We start from the raw sequence: 25,058 nt of genomic DNA on the forward strand, positions 1-25,058 counted from the left end.
CCGTCCCGGTGCCCGCCGGGCCGGGCGTGCCCGACGGCGCCGCGACCGTCCTGGCCGGCTGGTCGCCCGACGAGACATGGTGGCTGCACCCCGAGGCGGTCGAGCGCACCGGGGTCGCCGCGACGTGTGTCCGCACCCAGCAGGACTGGGCGCCGCTGGGCTGAGGGGCGCGGCTGGGCGGCGTGGGCACGCGCGGACCGCGGGTCGCCGCGGGGCTGGGGCGCCACTGGCACCCGACCCGCCGGCCCGGTCAGACCCCGAGCACCAGCCAGCGTGACCCGCGCGCCCGGACGCCCAGCGTGACGAGCCGCACCAGCATGTAGCCCACCCCGAACACCCACCAGATGGCCGTGACCGCGCTGGTCACCGGCATCGACGCCTGCCCCACCCACAGCAGGGCGGGCAGCGTCACCGCGACGTTGATCGCACCGGCCAGCGCCAGGTACCGGTTGTCACCGGCGCCCATGAGCACCCCGTCCAGCGCCCACACCACCCCGCCGACCGGCAGCCCCACCGCCACGACGACGAGCCCGGCGGCGATCGCGGCAGCCACGGCGCCGTCCGAGGTGAACACCGCCGCGAGCGGCGGGGCGCAGGCTGCGAGCAGGAGGCCGAGCAGCAGCCCGCCCACCCCGGCCAGCTCCAGCAGCCGGCGCAGCACGGCCCGGGCCTGTGTGCCGTCCCCGGCGCCGAGCGCGTGCCCCACCATCGCCTGCCCGGCGATCGCGAGCGCGTCCAGACCCAGCGCAGCGGTGCTGAACACCGTGAAGACGGCCTGGGTCGCGGCCAGGGCGACGGTGCCGTGCGCGGTCGCGGCGACCACCGTGGCCACGAGCACGACGCGCATCGACAGGTTCCGCAGGAACAGCCAGCCGCCCGACCGTGCCGTCGCCGCGAGCCCGACGCGGCCGGGTCGCAGGCTCACCTTCCCCCGCCGGGCGTGGCGCACCGCGATGAGCACGCACGCCGTGGCCATCCCGGTCTGCGCGAGCACGGTGCCGACCGCCGACCCGTCCAGCCCGAGCCCCGCGGGGTAGATGAGCAGGGCGTTGAGACCGGCGTTGGCCGCGAACCCCACCCCGGCCACCACGAGCGGGGTGCGGGTGTCCAGCAGCCCGCGGAACAGCCCGGTCGCGGCTACCACGACGAGCATGGCCGGCAGGCCGAGGCAGGAGATCCGCAGGTAGCGTGCCGCGGCGGCGGCCACGTCGGGCTCCGCGCCGAACAGCCCGGTGAGCCACGGCCCGGTCGCCCAGCCCGCGACGGCGAGCACCACCCCGAGCCCGGCGGCCAGCCACATGCCGTCGATCCCGGCGTGCAGCGCCCCGCGCCGGTCGCCGGCACCCAGCCGCCGCGCGACGAGGGGCGTCGTGGCGTAGGCCAGGAAGATGAGCAGCCCGAGGGCGGTCTGCAGCACGGTCGACGCGACCCCGAGCGCGGCCAGCGGCGGCGCCCCCAGGTGCCCGACGAGCGCGGTGTCGGTCGCCAGGAACAGAGGTTCGGCGACGAGCGCCCCGAGCGACGGCAGGGCGAGGCGCAGGATCGGCCCGTCGTACCGGCTGCGCAGGACGCTCACGCCAGGGACGGTAGCCGGACCCGGCGTGGTCGGTGCTCAGTGCTCGCGGTCGTCGGGTGCGGGGTAGATGCTGCGGTCCTCGGCCCGCCGGTTCCGGCCGCCGAACCACGACCCGGGGTAGATCCTCGGCAGCACCTTGAGCACCGCGAGCGCCACGTACATGAGGGTGTTGAGCGCGACGAACGTCGCCAGCACCTGGAACGCCGGGGACCAGAGCACCTGCTCGGGCAGCAGCAGCCCGGTGCGCGCGGCTGCCGCGTGCAGCGCCATGACCAGGGTCGTCGTCATCGGGCCACCGCCTCCGGGTCGTCATCGGCTGGGCGGTCATCGGCGCGGCCGCCGTCTGCCGGGCCGTCGTCCCCCGCACCGGGTGCCGCGGTCCGCACGACGTGCGTCCAACGCGCCGTGCGGCCGAAGGAGATGTCCAGCACACCCTTGACGTAGACGACGTCGAGGAACGTGGCGAACACCAGCTCGGGCAGCAGCGCCGCACCGAGCAGCCGGGCCCGCCAGCCGCCGGCCCACACGCTCACCACCCGTTCGACGGCGAAGACCCCGCCGAGCCCGAGCCAGAACGGGAACCAGATCCAGGTGTCGATCGCCAGCGCCATCACGGTGAACAGCAGGAAGTAGGAGGCCAGGGCGATGACGCCGTACCCGATGCCCAGCTGCTGCGCCCAGTACCGGAAGGTGCGCGGGGTGAGGCCGTACGCGCCGAGGTTCTCCAGGGCGCCGCGCTGCCAGCGCAGCCGCTGGTTCCACAGGGCGCGCCAGGTCGGCATCACCTCGGTGATGACCGTGCACCGGTCGGGGGAGATCATGAGCGCGCCCAGGGACTTGAGGGCGATGGTGAGCTCGTTGTCCTCGGTGAGGGCGGACGTGTCGTAGACGTCGCCCGGGGTCCCGGGGAGCGCCGCGCCACGGCTGGCCGCGACGGTCCGCAGCGCCGTCGGCCGGAACAGGGAGGCGGTCCCGGTGAGCACGAACACCCGGCCGCGTCGACGTCGGATGTCCCGGCTGTACCGGGTGTACTCGTTGCGCTGGAACTGGCCGAGCAGCCCGGCGCCCTCCTCGCCGTAGAACAGCCCGCCGATCGCCATGAGGCCGCGGTCCGCCGTCAGCCTGGCCACGGCGGCCTCGAGGAACCCGTCGTCCAGCGTCGTGTCCGCGTCCATGATCATGACGGCGTCGTTGTCGCCCAGCGTGGGCAGCAGGTCGCGCAGCACCTGGTTGAGCGCGCCGGCCTTCTTGTGGGTGTTGTCGACGGAGGCCACGACGTCGGCGCCGGCCCGCCGGGCCACGTCCACGGTCGAGTCGGTGCAGTTGTCCGCGACGACGAGGATCCGCTCCGGCGGGTGCGACTGGCCGACGAGCGAGGCGATGGTGTGCGGCAGCGACGCCTCCTCGTTGTGCGCCGGGATGAGCACCGTCACGGTGACCGGTCCGGCGAACACGCCGCGGGTGCGGGCCATCACCACCTTGGGCGCCAGCGGGTTGGCGCCGGCGTCGGCGGACCGTCGGGCGTGGGTGCTGATCCGCAGCTCGGCGAGCGCCACCCCGGCGGCGAGCAGCACGGCCAGCGCGATCGCCGACAGCGCCACCCGGGGGGTGGGTGCCTGGGTCGCGTACAGCACGTCCCAGACCCCGAAGAGGAAGCCGCGGGTGGGGGCGACGTCGGCGCTGCCCCCCGCGGCGCGCGCGGCCAGCAGCAGGAGCACGGCTGCACCGGCCGCGAGGCCGAGGATCACCAGGCCGATGAGTCGCGGGAACCCGGCCCCGGCACCGCGCCCGTCGGACGTGGTCGTCGGTGGCGTCGGGGCCCCGCCGTCCGGGTCGCCGCGGGGTGTGGGCACGGCACCGGTCCGCGGTGGTCCCGCGAGCGTGCGCCGGTCCGCGGCCGTTGCCGAGGACCGCCCCGTGAGGGGGCGACCGCTGTCGCCGTCGACGTGGTGCTCAGTCATCGTGCTCACCTCCGGGGTCCCTCGCCCCGTGGCCGGCGCAGCACCGGTCACGCTGTGGCATCGACACGTCGTGCCGGTCGGATGAGGCCGTGGGGCGCACGAGGTCGGGTGAAACGGAGGAATCGGGCGGCGGCGCCGCAGCCGGACCGGCTCGGCGGCTGCTCGCCGCGCTACGCCAGGTCGCTCCCGACCAGCGTCACCATCGCGGCCCGCACGCTCGCGCCGGCCTGGGTCGCGGTCTGCTCCGGGTCGGACGGCACCCGCAGGGCGCGGACGGTGATGGTCGGACGCCGGCGCAGGCGGAGCCGTGGTGCGCTCCGTCCCGGCGGCCAGGCGTCGTCGGCCCCCGTGATGGCCAGGACGGTGACGTCCGCCCCGTCGGCCGCGAGCCGTCCGGTGCCGGCACGGAAGCGTCCGACGCCGTCGGCCCGCTCGGCGGCGTGCACGAGCCGGCCCTCGGCGGCGATCGCGACGACCCGGCCCTCGTCGAGCAGGTCGCCCGCACGGCGCAGCCCGTCGGGGGCGCCGCGTCCGGTCGCGGCGGGGATGAGCGCGAGCGACCTCAGCAGCAGGCGCAGCGGTGCCGGGGCGAAGAAGTCCTCCCGGGCGAACATCGCCGGCCAGCGTCCGTCGGCGCGGCACACCGTGACCACGACGCAGTAGTCGAGCGGGCTGCGGTGGTTGGTGACGAGCAGCGGGCGCGGGCCGAGGTCAGCGGGCAGTCGGCCGCCGGGCAGCGACGAGGTGTCGAGCCGGGCGCAGCTGTGCACCACGGCGGCGAGGGCTGCCCCGGCGAACCGGCGCAGGGCCCGGGCGGGCAGCGTGTCGATCGGGTCGAGCCGGGTGGGGGTCGCCGGTGCGGCGGAGCGCTCCGGTTCAGCTCGCGACACGTGCTGCGCCGTCATCGGTCGCGCAGCCGCAGGTCAGCGGGGGTTCGGTGAGCAGCTCGTCGACGTCGACCCGGTCGAGCGCCTCGAGGGTGGTCTCGTAGCCGAGGGCGATGAGGCGGTCGGCGTCGCGGGCCGACCAGGACGCGTAGCCCTCGGTGTCGATGACCACGTCGAGGTCGGGGGTGACCTCCTCGGCGGGGGTGAGCACCTTGCGCTGCACGGTGGCGCGCGCACCGGCCGGTGCCTGGGGGCGCAGCCGCACGGCGATGGTCCGCGTGGCGCCGAGGTGGTGGGCGGCCCACACCGGCACGGGCGAGGTGAGCACCCCGTCGACGAGCGTGCGGCCGTCGGTGCGCACTGCGGGGAAGACGCCGGGGACGGCGATGGACGCCAGGATGGCGGTGGTCGCGTCGCCGTGGTCCAGCAGGACGGCGCTGCGGGTGCGCACATCGGTGGCGACGGCGCCGAACCGCCGGGGCAGGTCCTCGATGGCCTTGCGGCCGAGCATCCAGTCGAGGGTGCTGTGCAGCGCCGTGGTCTCGATGAGCGCGAGCGCGCGGGTGGGACGCGGCCGGCCGATGTCGGACCAGGTGAGGGACGCGAGGCGTTCGACGATGAGCTCGGGCGACATCCCTGCGGCGTACAGGCCGCCGACGAGGGCCCCCGCGCTGGTCCCGACGATCACCTGCGGCGCGATGCCGCGCTCCTGCAGGGCGAGCAGGGCGCCGGCGTGGGCCGTGCCGCGGGCGGCGCCGCTGGACAGCACGAGCCCGAGCTGCGCGCGACGGTTCGGTCGGTGCTCGGCCGTCGTTGCGGCGGTGCTGCGTCCCATGCCACTCCTTCGAACCGATAGTCAACTATTAGATCGTACCCCCCTCGCCCCTCGGTGCGCTGACCAGGGCAGACGCATCGCGGCCGTGTGCAGTTGGTAGCCTCGCTGGACCGAGGCCAGACCTGCTGTCGCCTCCTGCGGGGAGGAGGGGGACCGGGTGGACGTCAGGACGATGCGCGCCGACGCCGTCGCGAGCGTGACCCGGATCCTCGACGCGGCCCGCCGGGTCTTCCAGTCCGGTGACGGCACCGGGACCCTCGACAAGGTCGCCCAGGAGGCCGGGGTCGGGATCGCCACGCTCTACCGGCACTTCCCCAACCGGCAGTCGCTCGCGGCCGGTGTGTACCAGCGCCTGTTCGACCAGGAGATCGAGCCGTACCTGCTCCAGGTCGAGGCGGGTGACGGCTCGCACGCCGAGCTGCTCGCCCTGGCCGAGCGGGTCGTCACGGTGAGCCGCCGCGAACGCGCGCTCATCGCCTCCCTCGGCGACCTGGGCGGGACGACGGCCGAGCTGCTGCGCCCGCACATCGCGGGGTTCGAGGCGTTCGTCGCGCGCGGGCAGGCGGCCGGCACGCTGCGTCCCGAGCTCACCGGGGCCGATGTGCCGCAGCTGCTCGCGATGCTCGCCGCCGCCGGTCTGGTGCTCGACGCCGACGAGGCCGGTCGTCGCCGCTACCTGCACCTGCTGCTCGACGGTCTGCGCCCGCAGCTCGGCTAGAGGTGGTCGCCCGCCCCCTGGCCGCTGCCGGCGGCAGGCCGCAGAATCGGGCCATGGCCGCCGCCGACGAGCCCCCGCCCGCCCTCACGGTGCCCGATGTCACCGCCTGGCGCGCCTGGCTCGACGTCCACGAGGACGCCTCCGACGGCGTCTGGCTCGTCCTGGCCAAGAAGGGCACGACGCACCCCACGTCGCTCACCTACGCGCAGGCGCTCGACGAGGCGCTGTGCAGCGGCTGGATCGACGGGCAGAAGCGCGGCGGTGACGACCTCACGTTCCGCCAGCGGTTCACCCCGCGGCGCGCCCGGTCGCTGTGGTCCGCGCGCAACGTCGAGCACATCGCCCGGCTCGTGGACGACGGGCGGCTGCGACCGCGCGGGCAGGCGGAGGTCGACCGTGCCCGGGCTGACGGGCGCTGGGACCGCGCCTACCCCGGGTCGGCGGAGGCCGAGGTCCCCGCCGATCTGCTCGCTGCGCTCGACCCTGCGGCCCGGGACCGGTTCGAGGCCCTCACCCGCGCCCAGCGCTACTCGGTGCTGCACCCGCTCATGACGGCACCCACCCCGGCCGCACGCCAGGCCCGGCTCGAACGGACGCTCGCGCGGCTGCGTGACGAGCAGTGACGACGTCCGAGCGGCCGGTCGCCACGGGGTCGCTCAGCGGTCCAGCTCCAGGTACCGCAGCACCGCGAGCACCCGGCGGTGGTCGCCGGCGTCGGGTGCCAGGTCGAGCTTGGTGAAGATCGACGTCACGTGCTTCTCGACCGCACCGTAGGTCAGCACCAGGTGCTCGGCGATCGCTCCGTTGGACCTGCCCTGCGCCATGAGCTCGAGCACCTCACGCTCGCGGGCGGACAGCCGACCCAGCCCGCCGTCGGACCGGGAGGCCCCCAGCAGCTGGGTGACCACCTCGGGGTCGAGCACGGTCTGCCCGTCGGCGATCCGTTCCAGGGCTGCGAGGAAGTCGCCCACGTCGGCGACGCGGTCCTTGAGCAGGTAGCCCACCCCGCGCGCCCCGCCGGCCAGCAGCTGGGCGGCGAACCGGGTCTCGACGTACTGGGAGAACAGCAGCACCCCGAGCTCGGGGAACCGGGCGCGCAGCTCGAGCGCGGCGCGCAGGCCCTCGTCCCGGAACGTCGGCGGCATCCGCACGTCGACCACTGCGACGTCCGGCAGGCCGGTGCCCTTGGCCGTCTCGGATCCCTTGGTCTCCCCGGTGCCCTCCGCGAGCGCGGTGACGGCCGCCACCAGGGCGGTCGCGTCGCCGACGGCCCCGACCACCTCATGCCCGCGGCGGGTGAGCAACGCCGCCAGCCCGTCCCGCAGGATGGCGGAGTCCTCGGCGATCATCACCCGCATCGGTGCGGCCTCGCCGCCCTCACCGGCGGTTCGTGGACGACGGTGGCCGACGGGTCATCGAGCAGCGCGCATCGGCAGGGACATGGTGACCACGGTAGGTCCCCCGGCGGGGCTGTCGATCTCGACGGTGCCGTCCACCGTGGACACCCGCTCGACGAGCCCCTGCAGGCCCGTCCCGCCGGAGGCCCCGGGCAAGGCCGGCCGGGCGCCGCCGTGCCCGTCGTCGCGCACCCGCACCCGCACCGTGTCGTCGAGGGTGTCCACCCGCACGTAGGCGCCCGTGGCACCGGCGTGCCGCTGCACGTTGGTGAGCAGCTCGGCGACCCCGAAGTAGGCGATGGCGGCGAGCTCGGGCGCGGGCTCCGTCGGCAGGTCGACGTCCAGCGTGACGGGGACGGCGCTGCGGGTGACCAGGGTCTCCAGGGCGAGCGTGAGGCCGTTGTCCAGGGCCGGCGGGTGGATGCCGCGGGCGATCTCGCGCAGCTCGACGAGGGTGTCCTTCATCTCGCGGTGCGTCTCGTCGAGCAGCAGCAGGGCCGCGGCGCGATCGGCCTCGTCACCGCCGGCCAGCCGGTCGCGGACGTCGTCGACCTGCATGGCCAGGGTCACCAGGCGGGCCTGGGTGCCGTCGTGCAGGTCGCGCTCGATCCGCCGGAGCCGGGCGTCGGCGTCCTGGACGGCGTGGCTGCGGGTCTGCTCGAGGTGGGCCACCCGCAGGCTCGCCGCCGTGGGGCCGAGCAGCAGCCGGCTCAGCAGCCGGAACCCGTGCGCCAGGCCGTGGGTGACCTGCGGCCACAGCAGGAGGAACACCACGCCGAGCGCCACCATCGCCCACAGCCGGCCGGGGGTGTCGACGAAGTAGTCGTTGTTGATGCTCGCGCCCCGGTGCCAGCTTCCGTCGAGCGCCTGCTGCCAGGGCAGGAACCGGTACCAGAACCAGTAGGTGAGCCCGCCGAGGCCGAGGGCGAGGAACAGCCAGGACAGCGTCACGGACAGGATCGACAACGGCAGGCTCACCGCCCCGAACGCCAGGGCGCGCCAGCCGGCGGCGTCCCCGAGCATGGCCCCGATCTGGCCCCAGAACCCCCTGCCCCGACGGTGCGGGGGCGGGGTGGGCACATCGGTGTCGAGCAGCGTGCGGGCCAGCCCGCGGTAGGCGCCGCCCAGGACGCGGGCGCCGACCACGATCCAGCCCGCCGCGTACAACCCGAACGCGGTGATCGCGACGGACACGCTGAACGTCACGGCGAGCACCCCCCAGGCGAACCCGACCGGCGCGAGCAGCAGCACGACGTTCAGGTAGCCGAGCTCGCGCCAGGTGCGGCCCGCGACCGGCCCGAGCAGCAGCGCGACCCCTCGGGAGATGTTCTGTGCGACGACGGGCCGGGTGGTGCCCGGCAGGTCCGCGACCGGCGTGCTCATCGGTGACCCCTTCTGGTGGCTGAGGTCCCCATCGTGTCGGCCGGGCTCGGCCCGCCGACAGCAGGCAGCCCACCGTGACCTGCGGGGGATGTCCCCCGGTCCGGACCGGAGGGCGCGGGCCTGGCTGACCAGTGCCGGGTCATCGCGTCCTGGTCGGGGCCGTGACCGGACGTGCGGTGGCGAGCAGGTGCTGGGCCGCGGCCCGCAGCCGGGTGCCGCGCCGCCACACCGCGTCGAGCGACCGGCTGAGGTCGAGGTCGCCGAGCGGGACCTCGACGAGCCGCCCGTCGCGCAGCTCACCGGCGACCGCGAGCTCGCTGATGACGGCGGGGTAGGCGCCCGAGCCGACGAGCACCTTGACGGCCGCGTTGGAGTCGAGCTCGACGGCGGGCGCCACCATGGGCCGGCCGACGGCGACCTCGAGCGTGTCCCGGGTGCCCGACCCGTCCTCCCGCGTGGCCAGGGGCATCGCGGCGAGCTCGTCGCGGGTGACCGGGGTGCGGCGGCGGGCGAGCCGGTGGCTGGGGGACACGACGAGCACGAGCCGGTCGCGCGCCACCTGCCGGCTCACCAGGTCGCTGGGGATGGTCGGCGTCTCGACGAAGCCGAGCTCGATCTCGTGCGACCGCAGCGCCCCGATGACGCCCTGGGAGTTGGCCACCCGCAGGTGGACGGGGGGCTGGCCGCCGCGCCGGTGGAACTCGCCGAGCCAGGACGGGGCCAGGTACTCGGCGATGGTCTGGCTGGCGCCGATGCTCAGCTGGGCGAGGTCGCGGGCGGCCAGCGCCTGGCTGCCGGTGACGAGGGTGTCGGTGGCGTCGAGCACGGCGCGGCACCAGCCGGTGACGACGCGCCCGTGGTCGGTGAGGGTCGCCCCGCGGGTGCGCCGGTCGAGCAGCTCGAGGCCGAGCTGGCGTTCGAGGCTCTGGATGCGCTTGCTGGCCGAGGGCTGGCTGATCTGCTCGGCGCGGGCCGCGGCGGAGATGCTGCCGAGGTCGGCCACGAGGGTGAGGACGCGCAGCGCGTCGAGGTCGAGGTCCGGCCGGTGCATGGCCACGGCGGGGCTCCTTCCGGTGCACGGGTGCCACGAGGTGCGCCCTCACCATCGCACACCTGCATAGGTATAGCCGAAGGCTATGGAGCCATCGGCCTTCGGGGGCTACTCGCCCGGCCTGCGCCGGACGAGAGTCGTCGGACGTGGACCTCACCCCCCGAAACCAGGAGCAGCCCTCGCCCGCACTCACCGGTGAGCCGGCCGCGCCCGCGGCCGGTCGCTGGGCGCGGCTGACGGCGTTGCTGCCCGGGCTCGGGCTGGCCGTCGCCGTCGCCGTGGTCGCGACCGTCGTGGGACGGCGGTTCCCGCTCGTCGGCGGACCGGTCACCGGCATCGTGCTCGGGGTCGTGCTCGCCGCCACGATCAGGCCCGGTGCCCGGCTGCGCCCCGGGATCACCTTCTCCAGCAAGGCCGTGCTGCAGACCTCCGTCGTCGTGCTCGGGTCGCAGCTGTCGCTCATGCAGATCGTGCGGGTCGGCGTCGGGTCTCTGCCGGTGATGCTCGGCACGCTCGTGGTCGCGCTGGGCGCCGCGTACCTGCTCGGCCGGTGGCTGGGCGTGGTCGGCAACCTGCGCACGCTCATCGGGGTCGGCACCGGCATCTGCGGTGCGTCGGCCATCGCGGCCGTCACGCCCGTCATCGGCGCCGTCGGCGCGGAGGTCACCTACGCGGTCTCGACGATCTTCCTGTTCAACGTCGCGGCCGTGCTCGCGTTCCCCGTCGTCGGGCACCTGCTCGGCATGAGCCAGCACGCGTTCGGGCTGTTCGCCGGGACCGCCGTCAACGACATGTCGTCGGTCGTCGCCACCGCCACCACGTACGGGCCGGAGGCCGCGAACTTCGCGGTCGTCGTCAAGCTCACCAGGACCCTGCTCATCATCCCGATCGTGCTCGCCCTGGCCGCGATGACCGCCCGCCGCGACCGGCGCGCGGCGGCGGACGTCCTCGTCCCGGCCGACGTCGCGGCCATCCGCCCGCCACGGGTCGACGTGTGGCGCCTCGTCCCGACGTTCCTCATCGGGTTCCTCCTCGTGGCCGCGGCCAACACCGCCGGCCTCATCCCCGCGGCCGTGCACCCCGCGCTCAGCCAGGTCTCGGTGTTCCTCATCACGGTGGCGCTGTCGGCCATCGGCCTGTCCACCGACCTGGCCGGTCTGCGCCGCGCCGGCCACCGCCCGCTGCTGCTCGGCGCCCTGCTGTGGGTCGTCGTCTCGCTCGCGAGCCTCGGGCTGCAGAGGGTGACCGGGACGTGGTGAGGGGTGCGGGTGTGCGCGCAGGGACGCCAGCGCCTTGATCGCACCTGCGGCGAGGTGACCGCGATTGAGGGAGAACAGCGACGCGGAGCCGGCCGGCGTCCTGCCCGCGATGCCCGCCTCGACGAGTTCGCAGCTCGGTGGAGCCCGTTGCCAAGGCTCTCTTGCGTCCATACCTCTAGCGGTATAGTCGCACTGTGGATGTCGCGACCCTGATCCGCACGAGGCGCGAGGCGGCGGGCCTGAGCCAGGACGCTCTGGCGGCGCGCGCCGGGACGTCGCAGCCGGCGGTGTCGCGCTACGAGTCCGGCGCCAGCTCTCCCTCCGTCGAGACGCTCGACAGGTTGCTCGCGGCGATGGGGGCGCGCCTGGAGCTGAATGCCACAGTCTCGCCGCGCCGCCTCGACGTCCGTACCCCTCGGATGGCGAAGCTGCGCGCGAACCGAGATCGCGTCCGCCGCATCGCGCACAAGCACGGAGCCTCGAACGTCCGGGTCTTCGGGTCGGTTGCGCGAGGTGAGGACGGCCCAGGGTCCGACATCGACCTGCTCGTCGACCTCGATGTGCACAAGCGTGGCCTGCTCCCGCTCGGGGCGATCGCGGATGAGCTGTCGGCGCTCCTGGGCGAGCGTGTCGACGTCGCGCCGGCCAGCGCCTTGGCGGCGCGTGTCGCGGGCTCGGCACTCGCCGAGGCGGTGCCCCTGTGAGCCGATCGAGCAGGCGCCGGCTGGCCGACATCCTGACAGCGATCGCGGCGATCGAAGGGGCTGAGGCCGTCGGGCGGCGTCATGCGGAAGATGACGAGCTGCCCGAGGTTGTCCTGGCCGCCATCCAGTTCCACGTCTTCACGATCGGCGAGGCCGTCAAGGCGCTGCCCAGCGAGCTGACAGCCCGACGGTCCGACGTGCCGTGGTCCGACATCGCGCGGATGCGCGACCTCATCGGGCACCACTACGACAAGCTCGACGCGGTCATCGTCCGAGCGACGATCGGCGAGCCTCTTGAACGGCTCCGCGCCGCGTGCGAGGCGATGCTGGCTGAGGACCTCGCCTGACGCACGTCGCCGAGACCGGCGCGACGCCTGACCAGCGCTGGTGCGCGCGATGATCGGCGGCGGCTGCTCATGCGTCTCGTGATGTTCGCGGGGTCCCGTCGTGGGCCGTGGCCGCTGCCACCGGCAGGTCACCGAACCGGCCCGTGCACGCTGCCGATCGGACCACGCCGGCCGTGCCGGTACCCGATGCCCTCGCGGTGCCCGCGGACCTGCTGAGTGCGCTCGACCCGCAGGTGGGGGCGAGCTCTGGCTACCTCACCGTCGCCCTAGGCCAGGGGCCTCCTGCTCACGGCGTGCATGAGCGGCAGGCACACCGAGTCGACGATCTCCTCGATCCGCTCGTCGTTCGGCTCCTCGGTGAGCAGGAGATCGTGCCGGAACAGGATGACGGGCACGGAGGAGACCAGCGGGGGGATGGGCACGGGACCGAGCTCGCCGCGCTCGCGGGCGCGCTGGAGGACGCTCCGGGAGATCTCGTCGACGAGCGCATCGGTCAGCTCGAGGAGGGCGCTGCGGAGGTCGGAGTCCGCATCGGCGACGATGCCCCGAAGCGTCTGCGCCCCGGCGACCTCGAACCGGGAGCGCATGAGGTGGAGCAGCCCGATGAGGTCGCCCCGCAGGCCCCCGGTGTCCGGGGGTGGGATCACCAGGTCGAGCTGGTCGCTCAGGGCGTCGAGGACGAGGTGGGCGCGGGAGCGCCAGCGCCGGTAGAGGACCGGTTTGCTGGTCTGGGCCCGTCGCGCGACGCCGTCGTAGGTGACTCCGGCGTAGCCGTGGTCGCGCAGCTCGTCCCGCACCGCACCGAGGATCTCCGAGCGCAGAGCATCGCCGCGCCGCCGCGTGACCGGGTCCACCAGGGCACCTCCGATTGAGTACTTGCCGTATCTTAACGGCCCGCGCTACTCTCCAAGAGATACGAGCCGTATCTTAACGACTCTTGGCCGCGGAGGAGTAGACCCATGGTGACGGCACCCAGCCCCGTGCGAGACGCGCAGAGCCCCACGCGAGACGCGCAGAGCCCCACGCGAGACGCAGCCAGCCCCACCCGGAGCGCGCCGTCGAGCTGGTCCCACGTCGCGGTCATGACTCTCGCGCTGGTCGGCGCGATCATGGTCCTGCTCACCGCGTTCGCCCTGCCCGGGATCAAGTCCGGTCTCCACGAGGTCCCCGTGGCGGTCGTGGGACCCGCCCCGCAGACCGCCGCACTCACCGCACGTCTCGACGCGGCCGCTCCCGGCGCGTTCGACGTGCGAGTGCTCACGAGCGCCGACCAGGCGCGCGAGCAGATCCTCGGCCGTGAGATCTACGGGGCGCTCCTCATGGGCGGCTCCGGGCTCACGCTGGACGTCGCGTCGGCGGCCAGCCCTGCCGTGGCCACCGCACTCACCCAGGCCGTGACGTCCCTCGGAGCCGCGGCGTCCATCCCGGTGCAGGTCAAGGATGTGCGCCCGTTCCCGGCCGATGACCCGAAGGGTGTGGGACTGTCCACGGGGGCCGTCCCCCTCGCCCTGGGCGGGTGGATCGCCGCCGTGGGGATCATGGCCGGTGTGCGCGGAGCTCGGCAGCGGCTGATCACCGGGGCGGGGTTCGCCGTCGTCGGTGGGCTCGGGCTGGTCGCGATCCTGCAGTACGGGTTCGGGACCATCGACGGCAGCTACTGGCTCACGGCGCTGGGCGCCATGCTCGGCGCAGGAGCCGCCTGCTTCGCGGTGCTCGGGCTCCAGCGGATGTTCGGGAAGGTGGGGCTCGGCCTCGCGGTCGTCGCGCTCATCCTGCTGGGCAGCCCGCTGTCTGGTCTGACCAGCGCGCCCGAGCTGCTTCCTGCCCCGTGGGGTGCCATCGGCCAGTTCCTCCCGCCCGGCGCGACCGGAACCCTGCTGCGCAACCTCGCACTGTTCGACGGCGCCGCGACCACCGGTCCGATCCTCGTGCTGGCCGGATGGCTGCTCGGCGGGCTTGCGCTGTTCAGCGTAGGGACGCTCCGGGCGCGCCGGCGGGCTGCCCGGCTCGCGATGCACCAAACCGCTGCTGCGGCGGACTGACCGGGGTTCGCCGCAGTCGGCGGACCGCTTGAGGACGTACCGGCCCGGCGGGCTCTCCGGCGTGGAGGCTCGGGGTCTTCGGGGCGCTCGTCGTGGGTGACTGCCACGGCCCAGGAGCGGGTTCTTGACCTGCGTAAACGATGGAGCGGGTGACGGGAATCGAACCCGCGCTCTCAGCTTGGGAAATCGACCCTGCCGGGCTTCTTGTCCTGCTGAGACGATCAAGATTGCTGGTCAGAGGCTTGCGCACACGCGCCGAGGTGAACCGAGAGGCGCCGATCTGATCGTGCTACAGGCACGTTGTGGCATGGCCTGTAGGGGCTGACTCTGTGGGTTCTTGCGTTGGTACTAGAGGGTGTGAGCGCGTAGGGAAGCTGGGCCGTCCTACGCTGAGAGGTCAAGACGGCGAGCGGGCGCGGCAGAGGTGTGGCCGGTGCTAAGTCACGCGTCCGGCCTTGACTCCGCCGGTTCGGGCGGTGGGGCAGGTCGCTTTGTTCGGACGGCGCGCCGGGGGGCCGGGCGCACCTGCCTTCCCGCAAACAGCTCGGCCGCGCGGGCCAACTCCTCAGCCGCACTCGCGTACTGCTTGGCCTCCTCAGCGTCCGGCAAGTGCTCGCCGTGTGCGACCGCGTTCCGGAGGAAGTAGAGCTCGCGTACAGCTGCGACGAAGGTGTCGTTCACGATCCCCGCCCCGGCAAGGCTTCCCGCGAGTCGGATCACTGATGAGTGCGGCCTCGCCTCTAGCCCAGCCGACTCGTGGAGGTGACGGATGTTGGCTGCCAGGCGCTCCCACGACATGAGGACCGACGCCGTCGGTTCGATCTCCGGCCGAGCGCTGTGGCCGGGCTCAGGGCCGGTCTTTCCCTTCTCATCCTCGGCGAGGGCAACGGATGCCGCCGAGAGCTCGGTCGCTCGACCTAGGGACTGGTCGAAGTCCACCACCTGCCCGGCGACTTCTACGCGCTTCACCCGCTGGATCAGTTCGCCTACTGGCTTCCGGAAGAGCAGGAAGAGAACCAGCACGACGACCGGCCAGGAGAGGACATGTCCGAGCAAGGTAGCCACAAACTCGCGCCAGTCCACGCCTAGAAGGTCCCACGGCGGTGTTCGTGAGCGCGGCGCGCCACGCCAGGGCACCTGCACTTGGCCAGACGTGTCAGCCGAGAGGCGACCGCCGGGTGTCTGGCTATGCGACGGCGGACCGGTCCTCCTCGATCCCGTCGACGAGGCTCTGCAACGTTCGCGTCTGCAGTGCCGGGTCGTCCGCGGCCCGGCAACGGGAACTGACCAGCTCTCGCGGCTCCTTGGCGCGCACGAGCCGATCCGTCTCTGCCTTGGCGCGCCACGCCGCCGGCGAGTCCATGAGTGCTGCCATCTCGGCCGCCGAGCATGCAGGTAGAGACCTCTGTGGTCCGCGACCGGACCCAGAATCTAGTTGGCGCAGGCACCGATGCGGCAGCCAAGGCGGGTGGGGATGTCGCTGTACCCGAGTAGGGCCTCGGCCCGCTTCCTGCTCAGGGTGATCGCCAGCCCGGGGAGGTAGACGCCCTGCCACCGGCCGCCCTTCATCCCCGCGGCGGTGCACCCCGCGCTCAGCCAGGTCTCGGTGTTCCTCATCACCGTGGCGCTGTTGGCCATCGGCCTGTCCACCGACCTGGCCGGTCTACGCCGCGCCGGCCACCGCCCGCTGCTGCTCGGCGCGCTGCTGTGGGTCGTCGTCTCGCTCGCCAGTCTCGGGCTGCAGAGGGTGGCCGGGACGTGGTGAGGGGTCGGGGCTGCGTGCGGTCTGCGTTCGACCGCGAGTAAGGCCGGAAGCCTGTCTCAAACCGCAGCCGCAGACCTCGTGAGCGTCGGGCTGCGGCAGGTCGCTGGAGGGTTTGCCAGCCGTGGTCGTCGGTGTGAGCAGTGCCCGAACCACGCCAGCCCCGCGCCGCGCGGCCGGTCCTGGAGCTGCCCTACCTATCCCGTGATCTTGGCGCCCTTCGAGCGGTTGCACTTCCAGCAGAGGGTCTGGAGGTTCTCTGGGATGCTCTGCCCGCCCCTGGACACGGGGAGGATGTGGTCCACTTCAAGCAGCAGGTGCGGTTCCATGAACACCGAGACGCCACAGTTCCTGCAGGTGTGGTTGTCGCGTTCCTTGATGTGGCTGCGGAGTCGCGTTGTCATCAGGGCGCGCTGCCCGGCAGCAGACTTGGTCCACCGGATCTTCTCGACGAGAGTCACCGACACTGCCTCGAGTGTTGGGGTGTCGAGCGCGATCTTCACCTGCTGGCTGCTGTTTCCCCCGGCAGAGACGTACTGGAACCTGTACTGGGGATAAGGCACCTCGACCGGCGACAGGTGCGCGCCAATCTGGTTCCAGTACTCCGCGCGGTAGTGCTTGAGGATGAAGGCAGGTGGATCAATCTTTGCCGTGATGTCGGCCTCGCGCCGCCTCACGTTGGCGACCGCCTCCTCGAGTCGGGCGATGTCATCGGCGACGCGCTGCACATCAGCGAGGGTGTCCTGGTCCGGCCGGATAGAGAAGTACTTCATCAGGTACTTGATTGGGTCCGCGCTGGCGTTCCGCACGACCTGGAGCGATGCGTTATGCACGTGCGGGGCGTACTCGGCCACGTTGCGGTCGCGCCGATAGTTCCACGCCGAGGTGTTGTCGAACGAGGCGAGGTGGGCATACTGGCCGCTGGACGATGACCCGAGTTCAAAGGCCCCCTGGGCACGAATCTCGTCCACGTAGTCGACGACGTCGTTGTGTTCGGCGACCACCGCGGCGATCTCAGACTTGAGCGTCTGGAAGTGCTCAGAAGCGAAGTAGCGGTTCTTGCGGACGGTGCGGACGATCGGGTTGGCGATGAGGACCGCGATGATTGCGGCCACCGTCAGCCCGAAGTTCCCAGTTGCCACTGGCACGACGATGACCGCAGCGAGAAGCATCAGAATGAAGATCGGTACGGGCATGGGCGCTGCCTCCGAATCCGGCTGGTGCTCACAGGCTAGGGGTAGGCCGCCGCGCCCGTCGACTGAATGCTAGGTGACTTGCAGAAGGTCGTTCCAGAACACCAGACGACCCGTTGGCAACAGCCTCCGTGGCCCGCTCCTTGCTGGATCGCCGACCTAGAACCTCGGAAGAGACAGGAGGTTGTCCGTCCACGTGCCGTTGGCGAATGTTCGGAGGTACGGCGTCCCACCTTGTGGCTTCACCACCCCGACCTCGACCTTGCTCGTGGACGTCTCGACGTAGACCTTCCCGTCCTCCACGTCGATGAACCTCACCATGTCGGCCTTCGTGCTCTGCCCCGTGCTGCCGTCGCCGTAGGAGGTCCACTTCACGTCCGTGATGTGCTCGTTGAGGTACCCGCCCTGCGACAGGTGTACAGCTACGACCCTGACTGCCATGGCACTGCTCCTCTCAGTTGGCGAACCGTTCGCCAAGATCAGAGTCGCAGGCGCCTCCGACATCGCCGCGCTCTGTCGAGTCAAGTGACCTCACCAGGCCGGGGCGGGGCGTCGATTTCGTCAGCGACGTGCCGGGCGTCCCCGATCCGGGGCACCAGACGAGCGGGTGGAGCAGGTCCTCGAGGTTGATGCGGCGGATGCGGACGACGTGGGCACCGGTCTTGACGGCGCGGGGCCGGCAATCTCGGACAGCTCGGCATGCGTGGTGGCAAGGCCCCGCTGGGGCCTCGCGGCCGGTGGAGCAGGTCGGCGCGAAGAGGCGTGCACCTCAAGGGCGCAGGTGCCGATGGTTCAGGGCCCGAGCGCCCCGATCGGGATGGTGACGACTCCGTCGGGCCGGGTGAGGCCGTAGCCGTTCGAGGTGATCACGCCGAGCACGGCGGGTGGGCCGACCTTGTCGGTGTCGACCTTGGCGGCGAACTTCAGCAACGACGTTGCGGCCGTGTCGATCTGGCCTGCGCCGAGCTTGACCTCGAAGGCGCCCCAGGTGCCGTCGCGAGCCTCGACGACGATGTCGACCTCGAGGTTGTCGGAGTCTCGGTAATGGCTCACCGTGGCGTCGAGCGCATCGGCGTAGACGCGCATGTCGCGGACGACGAGCGACTCGAAGAGCAGGCCGAGGGTGTTGAGGTCGCGCACGAGCGTGGCCGGGCTCGCATCCAGCGCAGCCGCAGCGAGCGAGGGGTCGACGAGGTGTGTCCGGGGCTTGTCCCGCAGCCGCGATCGTGAACGCAGGTGCGTCGACCACGCGGGCTGCAGCTCCAGCACCATGAGACGAGCCAGGGCGTCCTGGTACCGGTAGGCCGTCGGTCTGGTGAGCGAGCCGGCGTCGTCCGGGGTGTCGGAGATCGTCTCGCCGACGAGGCGCTCGACGACGTGCTCCATCGCGGTGTTGCGCGCGAGCGCCTGGAGGAACCGGGTCACGCGGACGGGGTCACGGCGCGACCCGGCGACGCGTGCGAGGTCGACCTCGGCGATCGTGCGCAGGTGGTCGCGGTTCGCTGCGGCGGCCTGCGTCGGGGTCATCGGGAGGTTGAGCGGCCAACCGCCGCGGACGATGAGCTCGGCGGTGCGGTGGATGTCGACGTCGGCGGCCGGCGCCGACGGTCGCTCACCGGCGAGCAAGGCCCGCAGAGACATCGACCCCGTCGAGTCACGCGACTCGAACAGGCTCATCGGTCGCATCATCAGGCGCGCGAACCGGCCGGCGCCGGAGTGCCGGCGGGCGTCGTCGTCGGGAACCGAGGACCCGGTGAGGACGAACTGACCGGCCGCCTGACGCGTGTCGACCTGGGCGCGAACCTGGTTCCAGACGCGGGTCGCGTCGAGCTGCCACTCGTCGACCAGCTGCGGCGGCTCGCCACCGAGGACGAGCGAGGGGTCCACCTGGAGGGCCGTCAGGGCGCTCTCGTCACGGTCGAGGTAGACGGCGCTGCGGGTGGCCTGCTCCGCGGTACGGGTCTTCCCGCAGGCGCGCGGTCCCTCGATGAGGACCGCGCCGGTCGATGCGAGGCGGTCGGCGAGCAGCTCATCGGCGATGCGTGGCAGGTAGTCCATCGTGACTCCCAGGAGGTGGCAGCGCCGAGTTTACACTCTGCAGCCCCTCTGGTTGACGATCTGCAGGCGTGGGAGTTTACGGTTTGCGGCTCGGAGGTCGCCAGGTGGCGAGCACGGCGGTGGCGGCGCGAGGCGGTCGAAGCGCTCATGGCCGGGACCGCCAGCTCCAGGCACCTGACGGCGCGAACCGACCGGCGCGAGGGGCCCAGGAGGAACGAAGGAGGGCTCGATATGGCTCTGACCTGGGAAAACGATGGAAGCTGGTTCCGGAAAGGGTCTGACCTGGGGTGATGCGCGCTCACGCCGATTCGCTCCACAAACGAAGGGGAGTCTGTCCCACAGCCGCAGGTCAGCGCGCCGCCCGTCGTCCAGCCGGCGGCGGGACGTGCTGCCAGAGGTCAAGGTCCTTCCATCCCTCAGGGAAGCCCATCATGTTCGTCGGCGTCATACCGTGTGAGCCGGGGAACTTGCCGATGACCGTGGCGAACTGTCGTGGCCAGTTAGTAGCCGGGTCCAGACAGATGAGGATGTACGCCGTGATCGCGGCAAGGAAGTAGAGCCGGTTGTTGTCGACGGTCGCCAGGTGGTGCAACCGCGCGCCGGTCAGGTTCGCCGCGGGCACCCGCGGGGGGTAGACCGTCGCCCTGTTCCAGATCCGAGCGTTGTGTGCGCAGTGGTTCCGCAGGACGTTGAGAGCCTTGAGCCATCCATGCAGCACGTCGCGGTTCTTGATGCCAAGGTTCGTCGCGATGACTCCGGCGTCTCGCGAGCTGAGCAGGCCGTAGAGCGCCGTCAGACAGCCGAAGGTCATGAACTCGGTGGCTGCCCAGATGGGGATGTCTCCGTCGTACTTGAGTAGGAAGTGCCTGACGAAGTCCTCGGTCTTGGACTCGCTGAGGAGCTTCTCGTAGCGACTGAGCCAGTCCTCGTAGCGAGTCCGCGCGCCCCCGAAGCCGTCCGTCACAACCTCTGCGCAGCGCGCAGCATCGAGGTGCTCCACCTTGAGGTGTCCGTGGGCGTGCGTCTTGCCCAGCTGGTAGGCGACTTGGACTCGAAGACCAAGCTCGACCTGCTGCAGGCCCGTCAGCAGCACGCCTCGCAACTTGTCGTCGAAGTCGCTGAGCGCGACAGCCTGCTCGAGAGTTGCGCCCTCGACGAACGTGTCGAGCCGAGAGGGTCGCTGGCCGGCGGCGGTAGGCGCGCCCGGCTGCCGCAGCACGTAGGTGTACGCCGAGAGCCGGTAGTAGCCGATCCGTTTGAGTGCTCGCACTGCGGCCGGAGCGTGATCGATGGCCAGGCCCCTGCTCCGAAGGAGCTCCCCCTGCTCGTTGTAGTTCAGGTGCGGTTTGGCGTATTTCACGGTGCGTCCCCGCACACGAAAACCGACCCATCGGTGCCGGTGACGCGAAGTCGGTGGCACCCAGAGGGGTCGGTGTTGATGCCATCACGGTACCCGATCAGCGCTCGACTGGCAGCGTGAACTCTGTCACGGAACCACAACGACTCCAGATGGGGTGTGCCCACCGCTTCGCGGCGAGCGATCGGCGGGCGGTGAGCCCGTGGGGATGCGGGTGTCCGTCGCGTGCGCGGTTCGATCATCGTTGGCGCCGTAGCGTCTGAAGGAGCTCACCGCTGGACGACACCGTCCAGAAGGTCAAATCACTGCGGCTTGGGTTGACGCTTGGCCGGTAGTGCGTGACGACGGAGATGGCTGCGCCGCTGGGACTCTTGTAGGACTCACCCGCGAGCGGGCCCTCGGTGATGGTGACCCTGTGTGTGGCTGGCTCGTACGTCGCTGTTGTCCGGTGACCCTCGTAGAGGGCGAACACCGCCACTGTCGCACTCGCGGCTCGGTCACCTTTCGGCGCCGCTTCCGGCCGGTGCCGCTTGATGAGGCGGCGTACCACCTCAGCTTCGCTGATGCCGGCGGTGTCCGCGGCGAGCTGGAGCGCCGCAGCAGTGTGATCGTCAGCTTCGATTGTCGGCATCTGGCCCCTCCGCGTCGACCTGTCCTTGCTACGAAAACTGCTATCGGGTCTGCCGGTCGTCAACCAGATGCTGCGGACCGCCTCGCCAACGGCCGCGTCTTCCTGCTCCATGCGCCTCACCCAGTGGGCCGTGTGCCTTGTTGCTGCACACGGCTAGCGTTCAGGCATGGGATCCAGCGGTAGCGTCCGGCGCGCGATGACGAACCTCCGGATGATGCTCGTCGGCGCGTTCTTCGCCGGCGTCGGTCTTCTGCTCCTGTGGTGGTCAAGTGGCGCTGTGTCGCCCCAGTTGTCTGCCTTCACCGGGCAGCTCGGCGGGCTGCTGGTCGCAACCGGTCTGCTGAGCGTCGTCTGGGAGCTTGTTGGACGACGAGCGCTGGTCAAGGAAGTCCACGACGTCGTACGCCTCAACGAGGAGGTGGTCGACGCAGGCATCGTGCGGGTCCCACGCCGGTTCTACGAGGACACGCCATGGAGCGACCTGTTTCGCGACGCCAAGGACGTTGACATCTTCGTCGCCTACGCGCGGGCGTGGCGGAACCAGCATCAGGCTGAGCTGAAGGCTGTCGCCAAGCGCGGGCGCCTCCGAGTGTTCCTGCCCGACCCGAACGACCCGGCGACGGTCGGGCGGCTCCAGGCTCGATTCGACTACCCCGAAGCAGCCGACGGTGTCCGGCAGGCTGTCGAGTGGTTTCGGAAGCTGGGACCGAACGTCGAGGTCTACTTGCACAAGGGTGACGGCCTGTTCACGTGCTACCGCTTCGGGTCTACGGCGGTGCTCGCGCTCTACACCCACGGCACCGACTCCCACATGGACGTGCCGACCTTCGTCGCCCGCGATGGTGCGCTCCACCGCTTCATTGAAGGGGAGATCGCCGCGATTTCGGCCGTGAGCAGACCAGCGCCGTGACCCCGAGACGCCATATCGGCAGCCCCGTGCGCCCGCCTCGCGCAGGGAGGCCAGCTGGCCCCTACGCGCTCTTGCCGTAGGTCTGCCGGAACACGGCATCCGCCAGCCAGGCGCGGAAGCTGTCGTTGTCGCTGAACTGCTTGAAGAGCTGGGTCTCGTCTCGCATCATCGACAGCACCACCCTGCCCAGGGCCTTGTCGAGCTCGATGCGGGCGTTGACCGGATCGTTGTTCTTCTGGGCGTTCTGGTAGGCGACGTCCTCGGCGACCCTCGCGGGGATCTCCTCGGTGATGCGCTTACGAACGCGGTCGGCGTCGTCCCACTCGATGTTGCCGAACTGGTCGTTGAAGGACTCCAGGATCAGCGAGAGGCGCTCGAGGTCGGGGTCAGGCCTCACCCCGCCGCCGGCGGACGGGACGGGGTCGAGCTCGCCGTCCTCGTCGGCCAGCGCGATCGCCATGGCGGTGCGCTTCTCCACTCGGTAGGAGTCCATGTCGATGGTCTCCAGGATCCCGGCGGACAGGTCGTCCTCCTTGGGAGCGGGGAGCTTGGGCACGAGGAAGTCGAGGAAGATCGACAGCTTCTCCCACTCGACATTGGAGTACGGCAGGATCGCCGAGAGGAACCCATAGGTTCGCAGCAACGCCTTGGCTGAGCCCTTGAACGCGACCTGGTCGTCCTCGTCGAGGTGCTCGATGTACTCGGCGGCGCACGCGTCAAGCAGCGGGTCGAGCTGGTCGCGAGGTGCACCGGCCAAGTACTTCTCGACGAAGGTGTCGACGTGCTCCGGCGTGTACACACCGGACGCGCGCAGTTCGCCCGCCAGGTCGTGGAGCTTGTTGGGGTCGGTCTCCTCGGCCAGCACTGTGGTGCGGTAGTAGGGCGCGAACGACAGCTCGATCGCGTCGGCGTCGTTGGCGAAGTCGAGGATCGCCACGTCGCGCTTGTCGGGGTGGGCGCGGTTGAGCCGCGAGAGGGTCTGCACCGCCTTGACCCCGGAGAGGGTCTTGTCCACGTACATGGTGTGCAGCAGAGGCTCGTCGTAGCCGGTCTGGAACTTGTCCGCGCAGACCAGGATCCGGTAGGGGTCTTCACGGATGCGGTCGGGGATGTCCTTGCTGGGGAATCCGTTGTAGTCGGACTCGGTGACCTTGAATCCGCCGCGTTCGGTGTCGGAGAACGCCACGATTGCTCGGTAGGGGCTCTTGCGCTCGATCAGGTAGGCGCTGATCGCCTCGTAGTAGTCGATCGCCCGATCGATGCTTGAGGTGACGACCATTGCGCGCGCCTGGCCTTTGATCTTCTGCTTGGCCAGGACCTGGGTGTGGAAGTGGTCGACCATGATCTCGGCCTTGAGCCGGATCGCGTGGCGGTTGGACTCGACATAGGCGCGCAACTTCTTGGAGGCGCGGCCCGCGTCGAACTCCGGGTCGTCCTCGACGGTCTTGACGAGCTTGTAGTAGCTGTCCACCGGGACGTAGCTGGCCAGAACGTCTAGGATGAAGCCCTCGCCGATGGCCTGCTTCATCGTGTATGCGTGGAACGGGCGGTGCCCGGTCGTCCCGTCCGGCTGGGGGAACGGCACTCCGAAGGTCTCAAGGGTCTTGTTCTTCGGGGTGGCGGTGAATGCGAAGTACGACGCATTGGCCGGCATCTTCTTGGCCGCCACGAGCCGGTTGAGCTGGTCCTCGACCTCCTCACCGTTCACCGGCGGGAGCCCTTCCGCGGACAGTGCGGTGGCCAGTGCCGCGGTCGCCTTGCCGCCCTGGCTGGAGTGGGCCTCGTCGATGATGATCGCGAACCGGCGGTCTCGGTGGGCGGTGCCGAGGTTGGCAACGATGTAGGGGAACTTCTGCACCGTGGTGACGATGACCTTCTTGCCTGCCTCGATCGCGGTGCGCAGGTCGGCGGACCGGTCGGCGTGCACGACCGTGGAACCCACCTGGGTGAACCCCTTGATGGTGGCCTCGATCTGACGGTCGAGGATCTTGCGGTCGGTGACGACGATGACCGAGTCGAACGCTGGCGCTCCCTCGTAGCGAGCGGTGGTGAGTTGGTGCGCGAGCCACGCGATGGAGTTGGACTTGCCGCTGCCGGCCGAGTGCTCGATGAGGTAGCGCTGGCCCGCGCCCTTGGCTTCGACGTCGGCGAGCAGGCGCCGCACGACGTCGAGCTGGTGGTAGCGAGGGAAGATCTGGGCGCTGGTCTTCTTGCCCGTCTGAGGGTTCTTGACCGTGACGATCTGGGCGTAGCTCTCGATGATGTTCGCCAGCGACGCTGGGGCGAGGATGCGCCGCCACAGGTAGTCGGTGGCGATCCCGTCGGGGTTGGGCGGGTTGCCGGCGCCGTCGTTGAAGCCCTGGTCGAACGGCAGGAACCATGACGCCTTGCCGGCCAGGCGCGTGCAGAACCGGACCCTGTGATCGTCGACGGCGAGGTGGGCCATGCATCGACCGAACCCGAACAGCAGCTCCCGCGGGTCCCGGTCGCGCTTGTACTGCTCGACGGCCTCCTCGACGGTCTGCTTGGTGATGGAGTTCTTCAGCTCGAACGTCAGCAGAGGCAGACCGTTGACGAACACCGCCAGGTCCAGGGCGCGGCCGGTGTCGGTGGGGCTGTAGCGCAGCTGGCGGGTGACGGTGAACCGGTTGAGGGCGAACCGCCCCGCTGCGCGCTCGTTCCCCGGGGTAGGGCTGGGGTAGTACAGGTCGATGGTGTGTGGGCCGTGCTGCACGCCGTTGCGCAGGGCGGCCACCCCACCGCGCTTGGTCAACTCGCCCTGGAGTCGGGCGAGGAACGAGCGTCGAGTGGTCGAGTCGTGTCCCAGGTCGAGCGCGTCTGCCGTGGCGGGTTGGGTGGCCTGGAGGAACGCAGTGAGCTGGGCCAGGTCCACCGCGTGCGCACGGTCGTAGTCGCCGGGGTCGCCCTCGACCCAGCGCACCGCGTTGCCCGCGGTGTCGCCGGTCATCTGGGCCACGATCAGCGCT

General features: G+C 71.3%; 24 protein-coding genes. 8 read left to right on the forward strand and 16 right to left on the reverse strand.

The window, feature by feature from the left end; all coding sequences use genetic code 11:
• Positions 1–250 precede the first annotated feature (250 nt).
• The 5 genes from F2B26_RS02105 to F2B26_RS02125 all read right to left on the reverse strand — a co-directional run bounded on the left by F2B26_RS02105 (position 251) and on the right by F2B26_RS02125 (position 5,259).
• Entirely contained in the window at positions 251–1,576 is a 1,326-nt protein-coding gene (locus tag F2B26_RS02105) for an MATE family efflux transporter (RefSeq protein WP_235929449.1), read from the reverse strand.
• 36 nt (positions 1,577–1,612) lie between these two features.
• Complete coding sequence (locus F2B26_RS02110) at positions 1,613–1,864, reverse strand: hypothetical protein (RefSeq protein WP_235929450.1); 252 nt, start codon at positions 1,862–1,864, stop codon at positions 1,613–1,615.
• Positions 1,861–3,537: a glycosyltransferase family 2 protein gene (locus F2B26_RS02115; RefSeq protein ID WP_159805923.1), complete on the reverse strand. Its 1,677-nt coding sequence runs from the start codon at positions 3,535–3,537 to the stop codon at positions 1,861–1,863. The genes F2B26_RS02110 and F2B26_RS02115 overlap by 4 nt, the downstream gene beginning before the upstream one ends.
• A gap of 170 nt (positions 3,538–3,707) precedes the next feature.
• Positions 3,708–4,442, reverse strand: coding sequence for a 1-acyl-sn-glycerol-3-phosphate acyltransferase (locus F2B26_RS02120; protein WP_159805925.1), 735 nt, complete (start codon positions 4,440–4,442; stop codon positions 3,708–3,710).
• On the reverse strand, positions 4,414–5,259 hold the full coding sequence (locus F2B26_RS02125) for a patatin-like phospholipase family protein (protein WP_159805927.1): 846 nt from the start codon (positions 5,257–5,259) through the stop codon (positions 4,414–4,416). The genes F2B26_RS02120 and F2B26_RS02125 overlap by 29 nt, the downstream gene beginning before the upstream one ends.
• 157 nt (positions 5,260–5,416) lie before the next feature.
• Between F2B26_RS02125 and F2B26_RS02130 the strand changes: the two genes are divergently transcribed.
• Together F2B26_RS02130 and F2B26_RS02135 are read left to right on the forward strand one after the other, a co-directional pair.
• Complete coding sequence (locus tag F2B26_RS02130; protein ID WP_159805929.1) at positions 5,417–5,977, forward strand: TetR/AcrR family transcriptional regulator; 561 nt, start codon at positions 5,417–5,419, stop codon at positions 5,975–5,977.
• A gap of 53 nt (positions 5,978–6,030) precedes the next feature.
• Positions 6,031–6,600 (forward strand): YdeI/OmpD-associated family protein, encoded by a 570-nt coding sequence (locus F2B26_RS02135; protein WP_159805931.1) that lies wholly within the window; start codon positions 6,031–6,033, stop codon positions 6,598–6,600.
• Positions 6,601–6,633: 33 nt separating this feature from the next.
• On the opposite strand, the gene F2B26_RS02140 is transcribed toward F2B26_RS02135, so the two are convergent.
• The 3 genes from F2B26_RS02140 to F2B26_RS02150 all read right to left on the reverse strand — a co-directional run bounded on the left by F2B26_RS02140 (position 6,634) and on the right by F2B26_RS02150 (position 9,808).
• Complete coding sequence (locus F2B26_RS02140; RefSeq protein WP_159805933.1) at positions 6,634–7,335, reverse strand: LuxR C-terminal-related transcriptional regulator; 702 nt, start codon at positions 7,333–7,335, stop codon at positions 6,634–6,636.
• A gap of 54 nt (positions 7,336–7,389) precedes the next feature.
• Complete coding sequence (locus F2B26_RS02145; protein ID WP_159805935.1) at positions 7,390–8,757, reverse strand: sensor histidine kinase; 1,368 nt, start codon at positions 8,755–8,757, stop codon at positions 7,390–7,392.
• Positions 8,758–8,896: 139 nt separating this feature from the next.
• Positions 8,897–9,808: a LysR family transcriptional regulator gene (locus F2B26_RS02150; RefSeq protein ID WP_159805999.1), complete on the reverse strand. Its 912-nt coding sequence runs from the start codon at positions 9,806–9,808 to the stop codon at positions 8,897–8,899.
• Between the two features lie 146 nt (positions 9,809–9,954).
• On the opposite strand from F2B26_RS02150, the gene F2B26_RS02155 reads away from it, so the two are divergent.
• From F2B26_RS02155 to F2B26_RS02165, 3 genes are all read left to right on the forward strand, one after another.
• The gene (locus F2B26_RS02155) at positions 9,955–11,067 is read left to right on the forward strand and encodes a YeiH family protein (RefSeq protein ID WP_159805937.1); all 1,113 of its coding nucleotides are present in this window, start codon (positions 9,955–9,957) and stop codon (positions 11,065–11,067) included.
• 194 nt (positions 11,068–11,261) lie between these two features.
• Positions 11,262–11,771: a helix-turn-helix domain-containing protein gene (locus F2B26_RS02160; RefSeq protein ID WP_201292568.1), complete on the forward strand. Its 510-nt coding sequence runs from the start codon at positions 11,262–11,264 to the stop codon at positions 11,769–11,771.
• On the forward strand, positions 11,768–12,118 hold the full coding sequence (locus F2B26_RS02165; RefSeq protein WP_159805939.1) for a HepT-like ribonuclease domain-containing protein: 351 nt from the start codon (positions 11,768–11,770) through the stop codon (positions 12,116–12,118). The genes F2B26_RS02160 and F2B26_RS02165 overlap by 4 nt, the downstream gene beginning before the upstream one ends.
• A 266-nt stretch (positions 12,119–12,384) precedes the next feature.
• On the opposite strand, the gene F2B26_RS02170 is transcribed toward F2B26_RS02165, so the two are convergent.
• Complete coding sequence (locus tag F2B26_RS02170) at positions 12,385–12,972, reverse strand: TetR/AcrR family transcriptional regulator (RefSeq protein WP_159805941.1); 588 nt, start codon at positions 12,970–12,972, stop codon at positions 12,385–12,387.
• Between the two features lie 228 nt (positions 12,973–13,200).
• Here F2B26_RS02170 and F2B26_RS02175 point away from each other — a divergent pair, with 228 nt between their 5' ends.
• The gene (locus tag F2B26_RS02175) at positions 13,201–14,160 is read left to right on the forward strand and encodes a hypothetical protein (RefSeq protein ID WP_159805943.1); all 960 of its coding nucleotides are present in this window, start codon (positions 13,201–13,203) and stop codon (positions 14,158–14,160) included.
• Positions 14,161–14,601: 441 nt separating this feature from the next.
• Here F2B26_RS02175 and F2B26_RS02180 read toward each other — a convergent pair whose 3' ends face one another.
• The gene (locus F2B26_RS02180; protein ID WP_159805945.1) at positions 14,602–15,243 is read right to left on the reverse strand and encodes a hypothetical protein; all 642 of its coding nucleotides are present in this window, start codon (positions 15,241–15,243) and stop codon (positions 14,602–14,604) included.
• Between the two features lie 496 nt (positions 15,244–15,739).
• Between F2B26_RS02180 and F2B26_RS02185 the strand changes: the two genes are divergently transcribed.
• Positions 15,740–15,925: a hypothetical protein gene (locus tag F2B26_RS02185; RefSeq protein ID WP_235929451.1), complete on the forward strand. Its 186-nt coding sequence runs from the start codon at positions 15,740–15,742 to the stop codon at positions 15,923–15,925.
• Between the two features lie 194 nt (positions 15,926–16,119).
• Here the strand turns inward: F2B26_RS02185 and F2B26_RS02190 are convergent, their stop codons facing one another.
• The 5 genes from F2B26_RS02190 to F2B26_RS02210 form a co-directional block, all read right to left on the reverse strand.
• Positions 16,120–17,118, reverse strand: a complete 999-nt coding sequence (locus tag F2B26_RS02190; RefSeq protein ID WP_159805947.1) for an HNH endonuclease — start codon at positions 17,116–17,118, stop codon at positions 16,120–16,122.
• A 156-nt stretch (positions 17,119–17,274) separates the two neighbouring features.
• Positions 17,275–17,556, reverse strand: a complete 282-nt coding sequence (locus F2B26_RS02195; protein WP_159805949.1) for a DUF3892 domain-containing protein — start codon at positions 17,554–17,556, stop codon at positions 17,275–17,277.
• A gap of 351 nt (positions 17,557–17,907) precedes the next feature.
• A complete protein-coding gene (locus tag F2B26_RS02200; protein ID WP_159805951.1) occupies positions 17,908–19,173 on the reverse strand; it encodes an ATP-binding protein in 1,266 nt (421 codons plus the stop codon).
• A 349-nt stretch (positions 19,174–19,522) separates the two neighbouring features.
• Positions 19,523–20,533, reverse strand: coding sequence for an Abi family protein (locus F2B26_RS02205; RefSeq protein WP_159805953.1), 1,011 nt, complete (start codon positions 20,531–20,533; stop codon positions 19,523–19,525).
• 235 nt (positions 20,534–20,768) lie between these two features.
• Complete coding sequence (locus F2B26_RS02210; RefSeq protein ID WP_159805955.1) at positions 20,769–21,272, reverse strand: hypothetical protein; 504 nt, start codon at positions 21,270–21,272, stop codon at positions 20,769–20,771.
• A 55-nt stretch (positions 21,273–21,327) separates the two neighbouring features.
• Between F2B26_RS02210 and F2B26_RS02215 the strand changes: the two genes are divergently transcribed.
• Positions 21,328–22,071, forward strand: coding sequence for a hypothetical protein (locus tag F2B26_RS02215; protein WP_159805957.1), 744 nt, complete (start codon positions 21,328–21,330; stop codon positions 22,069–22,071).
• Positions 22,072–22,132: 61 nt separating this feature from the next.
• Here F2B26_RS02215 and F2B26_RS02220 read toward each other — a convergent pair whose 3' ends face one another.
• A complete protein-coding gene (locus F2B26_RS02220; protein WP_235929452.1) occupies positions 22,133–25,039 on the reverse strand; it encodes a type I restriction endonuclease subunit R in 2,907 nt (968 codons plus the stop codon).
• Positions 25,040–25,058 lie beyond the last annotated feature (19 nt).

Origin of the sequence: Cellulomonas citrea, from assembly GCF_009829685.1 — a bacterium.
Lineage (GTDB): Bacteria > Actinomycetota > Actinomycetes > Actinomycetales > Cellulomonadaceae > Cellulomonas > Cellulomonas citrea.

Excerpts from the sequence above, each read along its gene's own strand:
- F2B26_RS02110 (WP_235929450.1), bottom strand. The coding sequence starts at position 1,864 with ATGACGACGACCCTGGTCATGGCGCTGCACGCGGCAGCCGCGCGCACC.
- F2B26_RS02115 (WP_159805923.1), bottom strand. The coding sequence starts at position 3,537 with ATGACTGAGCACCACGTCGACGGCGACAGCGGTCGCCCCCTCACGGGG.
- F2B26_RS02120 (WP_159805925.1), bottom strand. The coding sequence starts at position 4,442 with ATGACGGCGCAGCACGTGTCGCGAGCTGAACCGGAGCGCTCCGCCGCA.
- F2B26_RS02125 (WP_159805927.1), bottom strand. The coding sequence starts at position 5,259 with ATGGGACGCAGCACCGCCGCAACGACGGCCGAGCACCGACCGAACCGT.
- F2B26_RS02135 (WP_159805931.1), top strand. The coding sequence starts at position 6,031 with ATGGCCGCCGCCGACGAGCCCCCGCCCGCCCTCACGGTGCCCGATGTC.
- F2B26_RS02140 (WP_159805933.1), bottom strand. The coding sequence starts at position 7,335 with ATGCGGGTGATGATCGCCGAGGACTCCGCCATCCTGCGGGACGGGCTG.
- F2B26_RS02145 (WP_159805935.1), bottom strand. The coding sequence starts at position 8,757 with ATGAGCACGCCGGTCGCGGACCTGCCGGGCACCACCCGGCCCGTCGTC.
- F2B26_RS02150 (WP_159805999.1), bottom strand. The coding sequence starts at position 9,808 with ATGCACCGGCCGGACCTCGACCTCGACGCGCTGCGCGTCCTCACCCTC.
- F2B26_RS02175 (WP_159805943.1), top strand. The coding sequence starts at position 13,201 with ATGACTCTCGCGCTGGTCGGCGCGATCATGGTCCTGCTCACCGCGTTC.
- F2B26_RS02190 (WP_159805947.1), bottom strand. The coding sequence starts at position 17,118 with ATGCCCGTACCGATCTTCATTCTGATGCTTCTCGCTGCGGTCATCGTC.
- F2B26_RS02195 (WP_159805949.1), bottom strand. The coding sequence starts at position 17,556 with ATGGCAGTCAGGGTCGTAGCTGTACACCTGTCGCAGGGCGGGTACCTC.
- F2B26_RS02200 (WP_159805951.1), bottom strand. The coding sequence starts at position 19,173 with ATGGACTACCTGCCACGCATCGCCGATGAGCTGCTCGCCGACCGCCTC.
- F2B26_RS02210 (WP_159805955.1), bottom strand. The coding sequence starts at position 21,272 with ATGGAGCAGGAAGACGCGGCCGTTGGCGAGGCGGTCCGCAGCATCTGG.
- F2B26_RS02215 (WP_159805957.1), top strand. The coding sequence starts at position 21,328 with ATGGGATCCAGCGGTAGCGTCCGGCGCGCGATGACGAACCTCCGGATG.
- F2B26_RS02220 (WP_235929452.1), bottom strand. The coding sequence starts at position 25,039 with ATGACCGGCGACACCGCGGGCAACGCGGTGCGCTGGGTCGAGGGCGAC.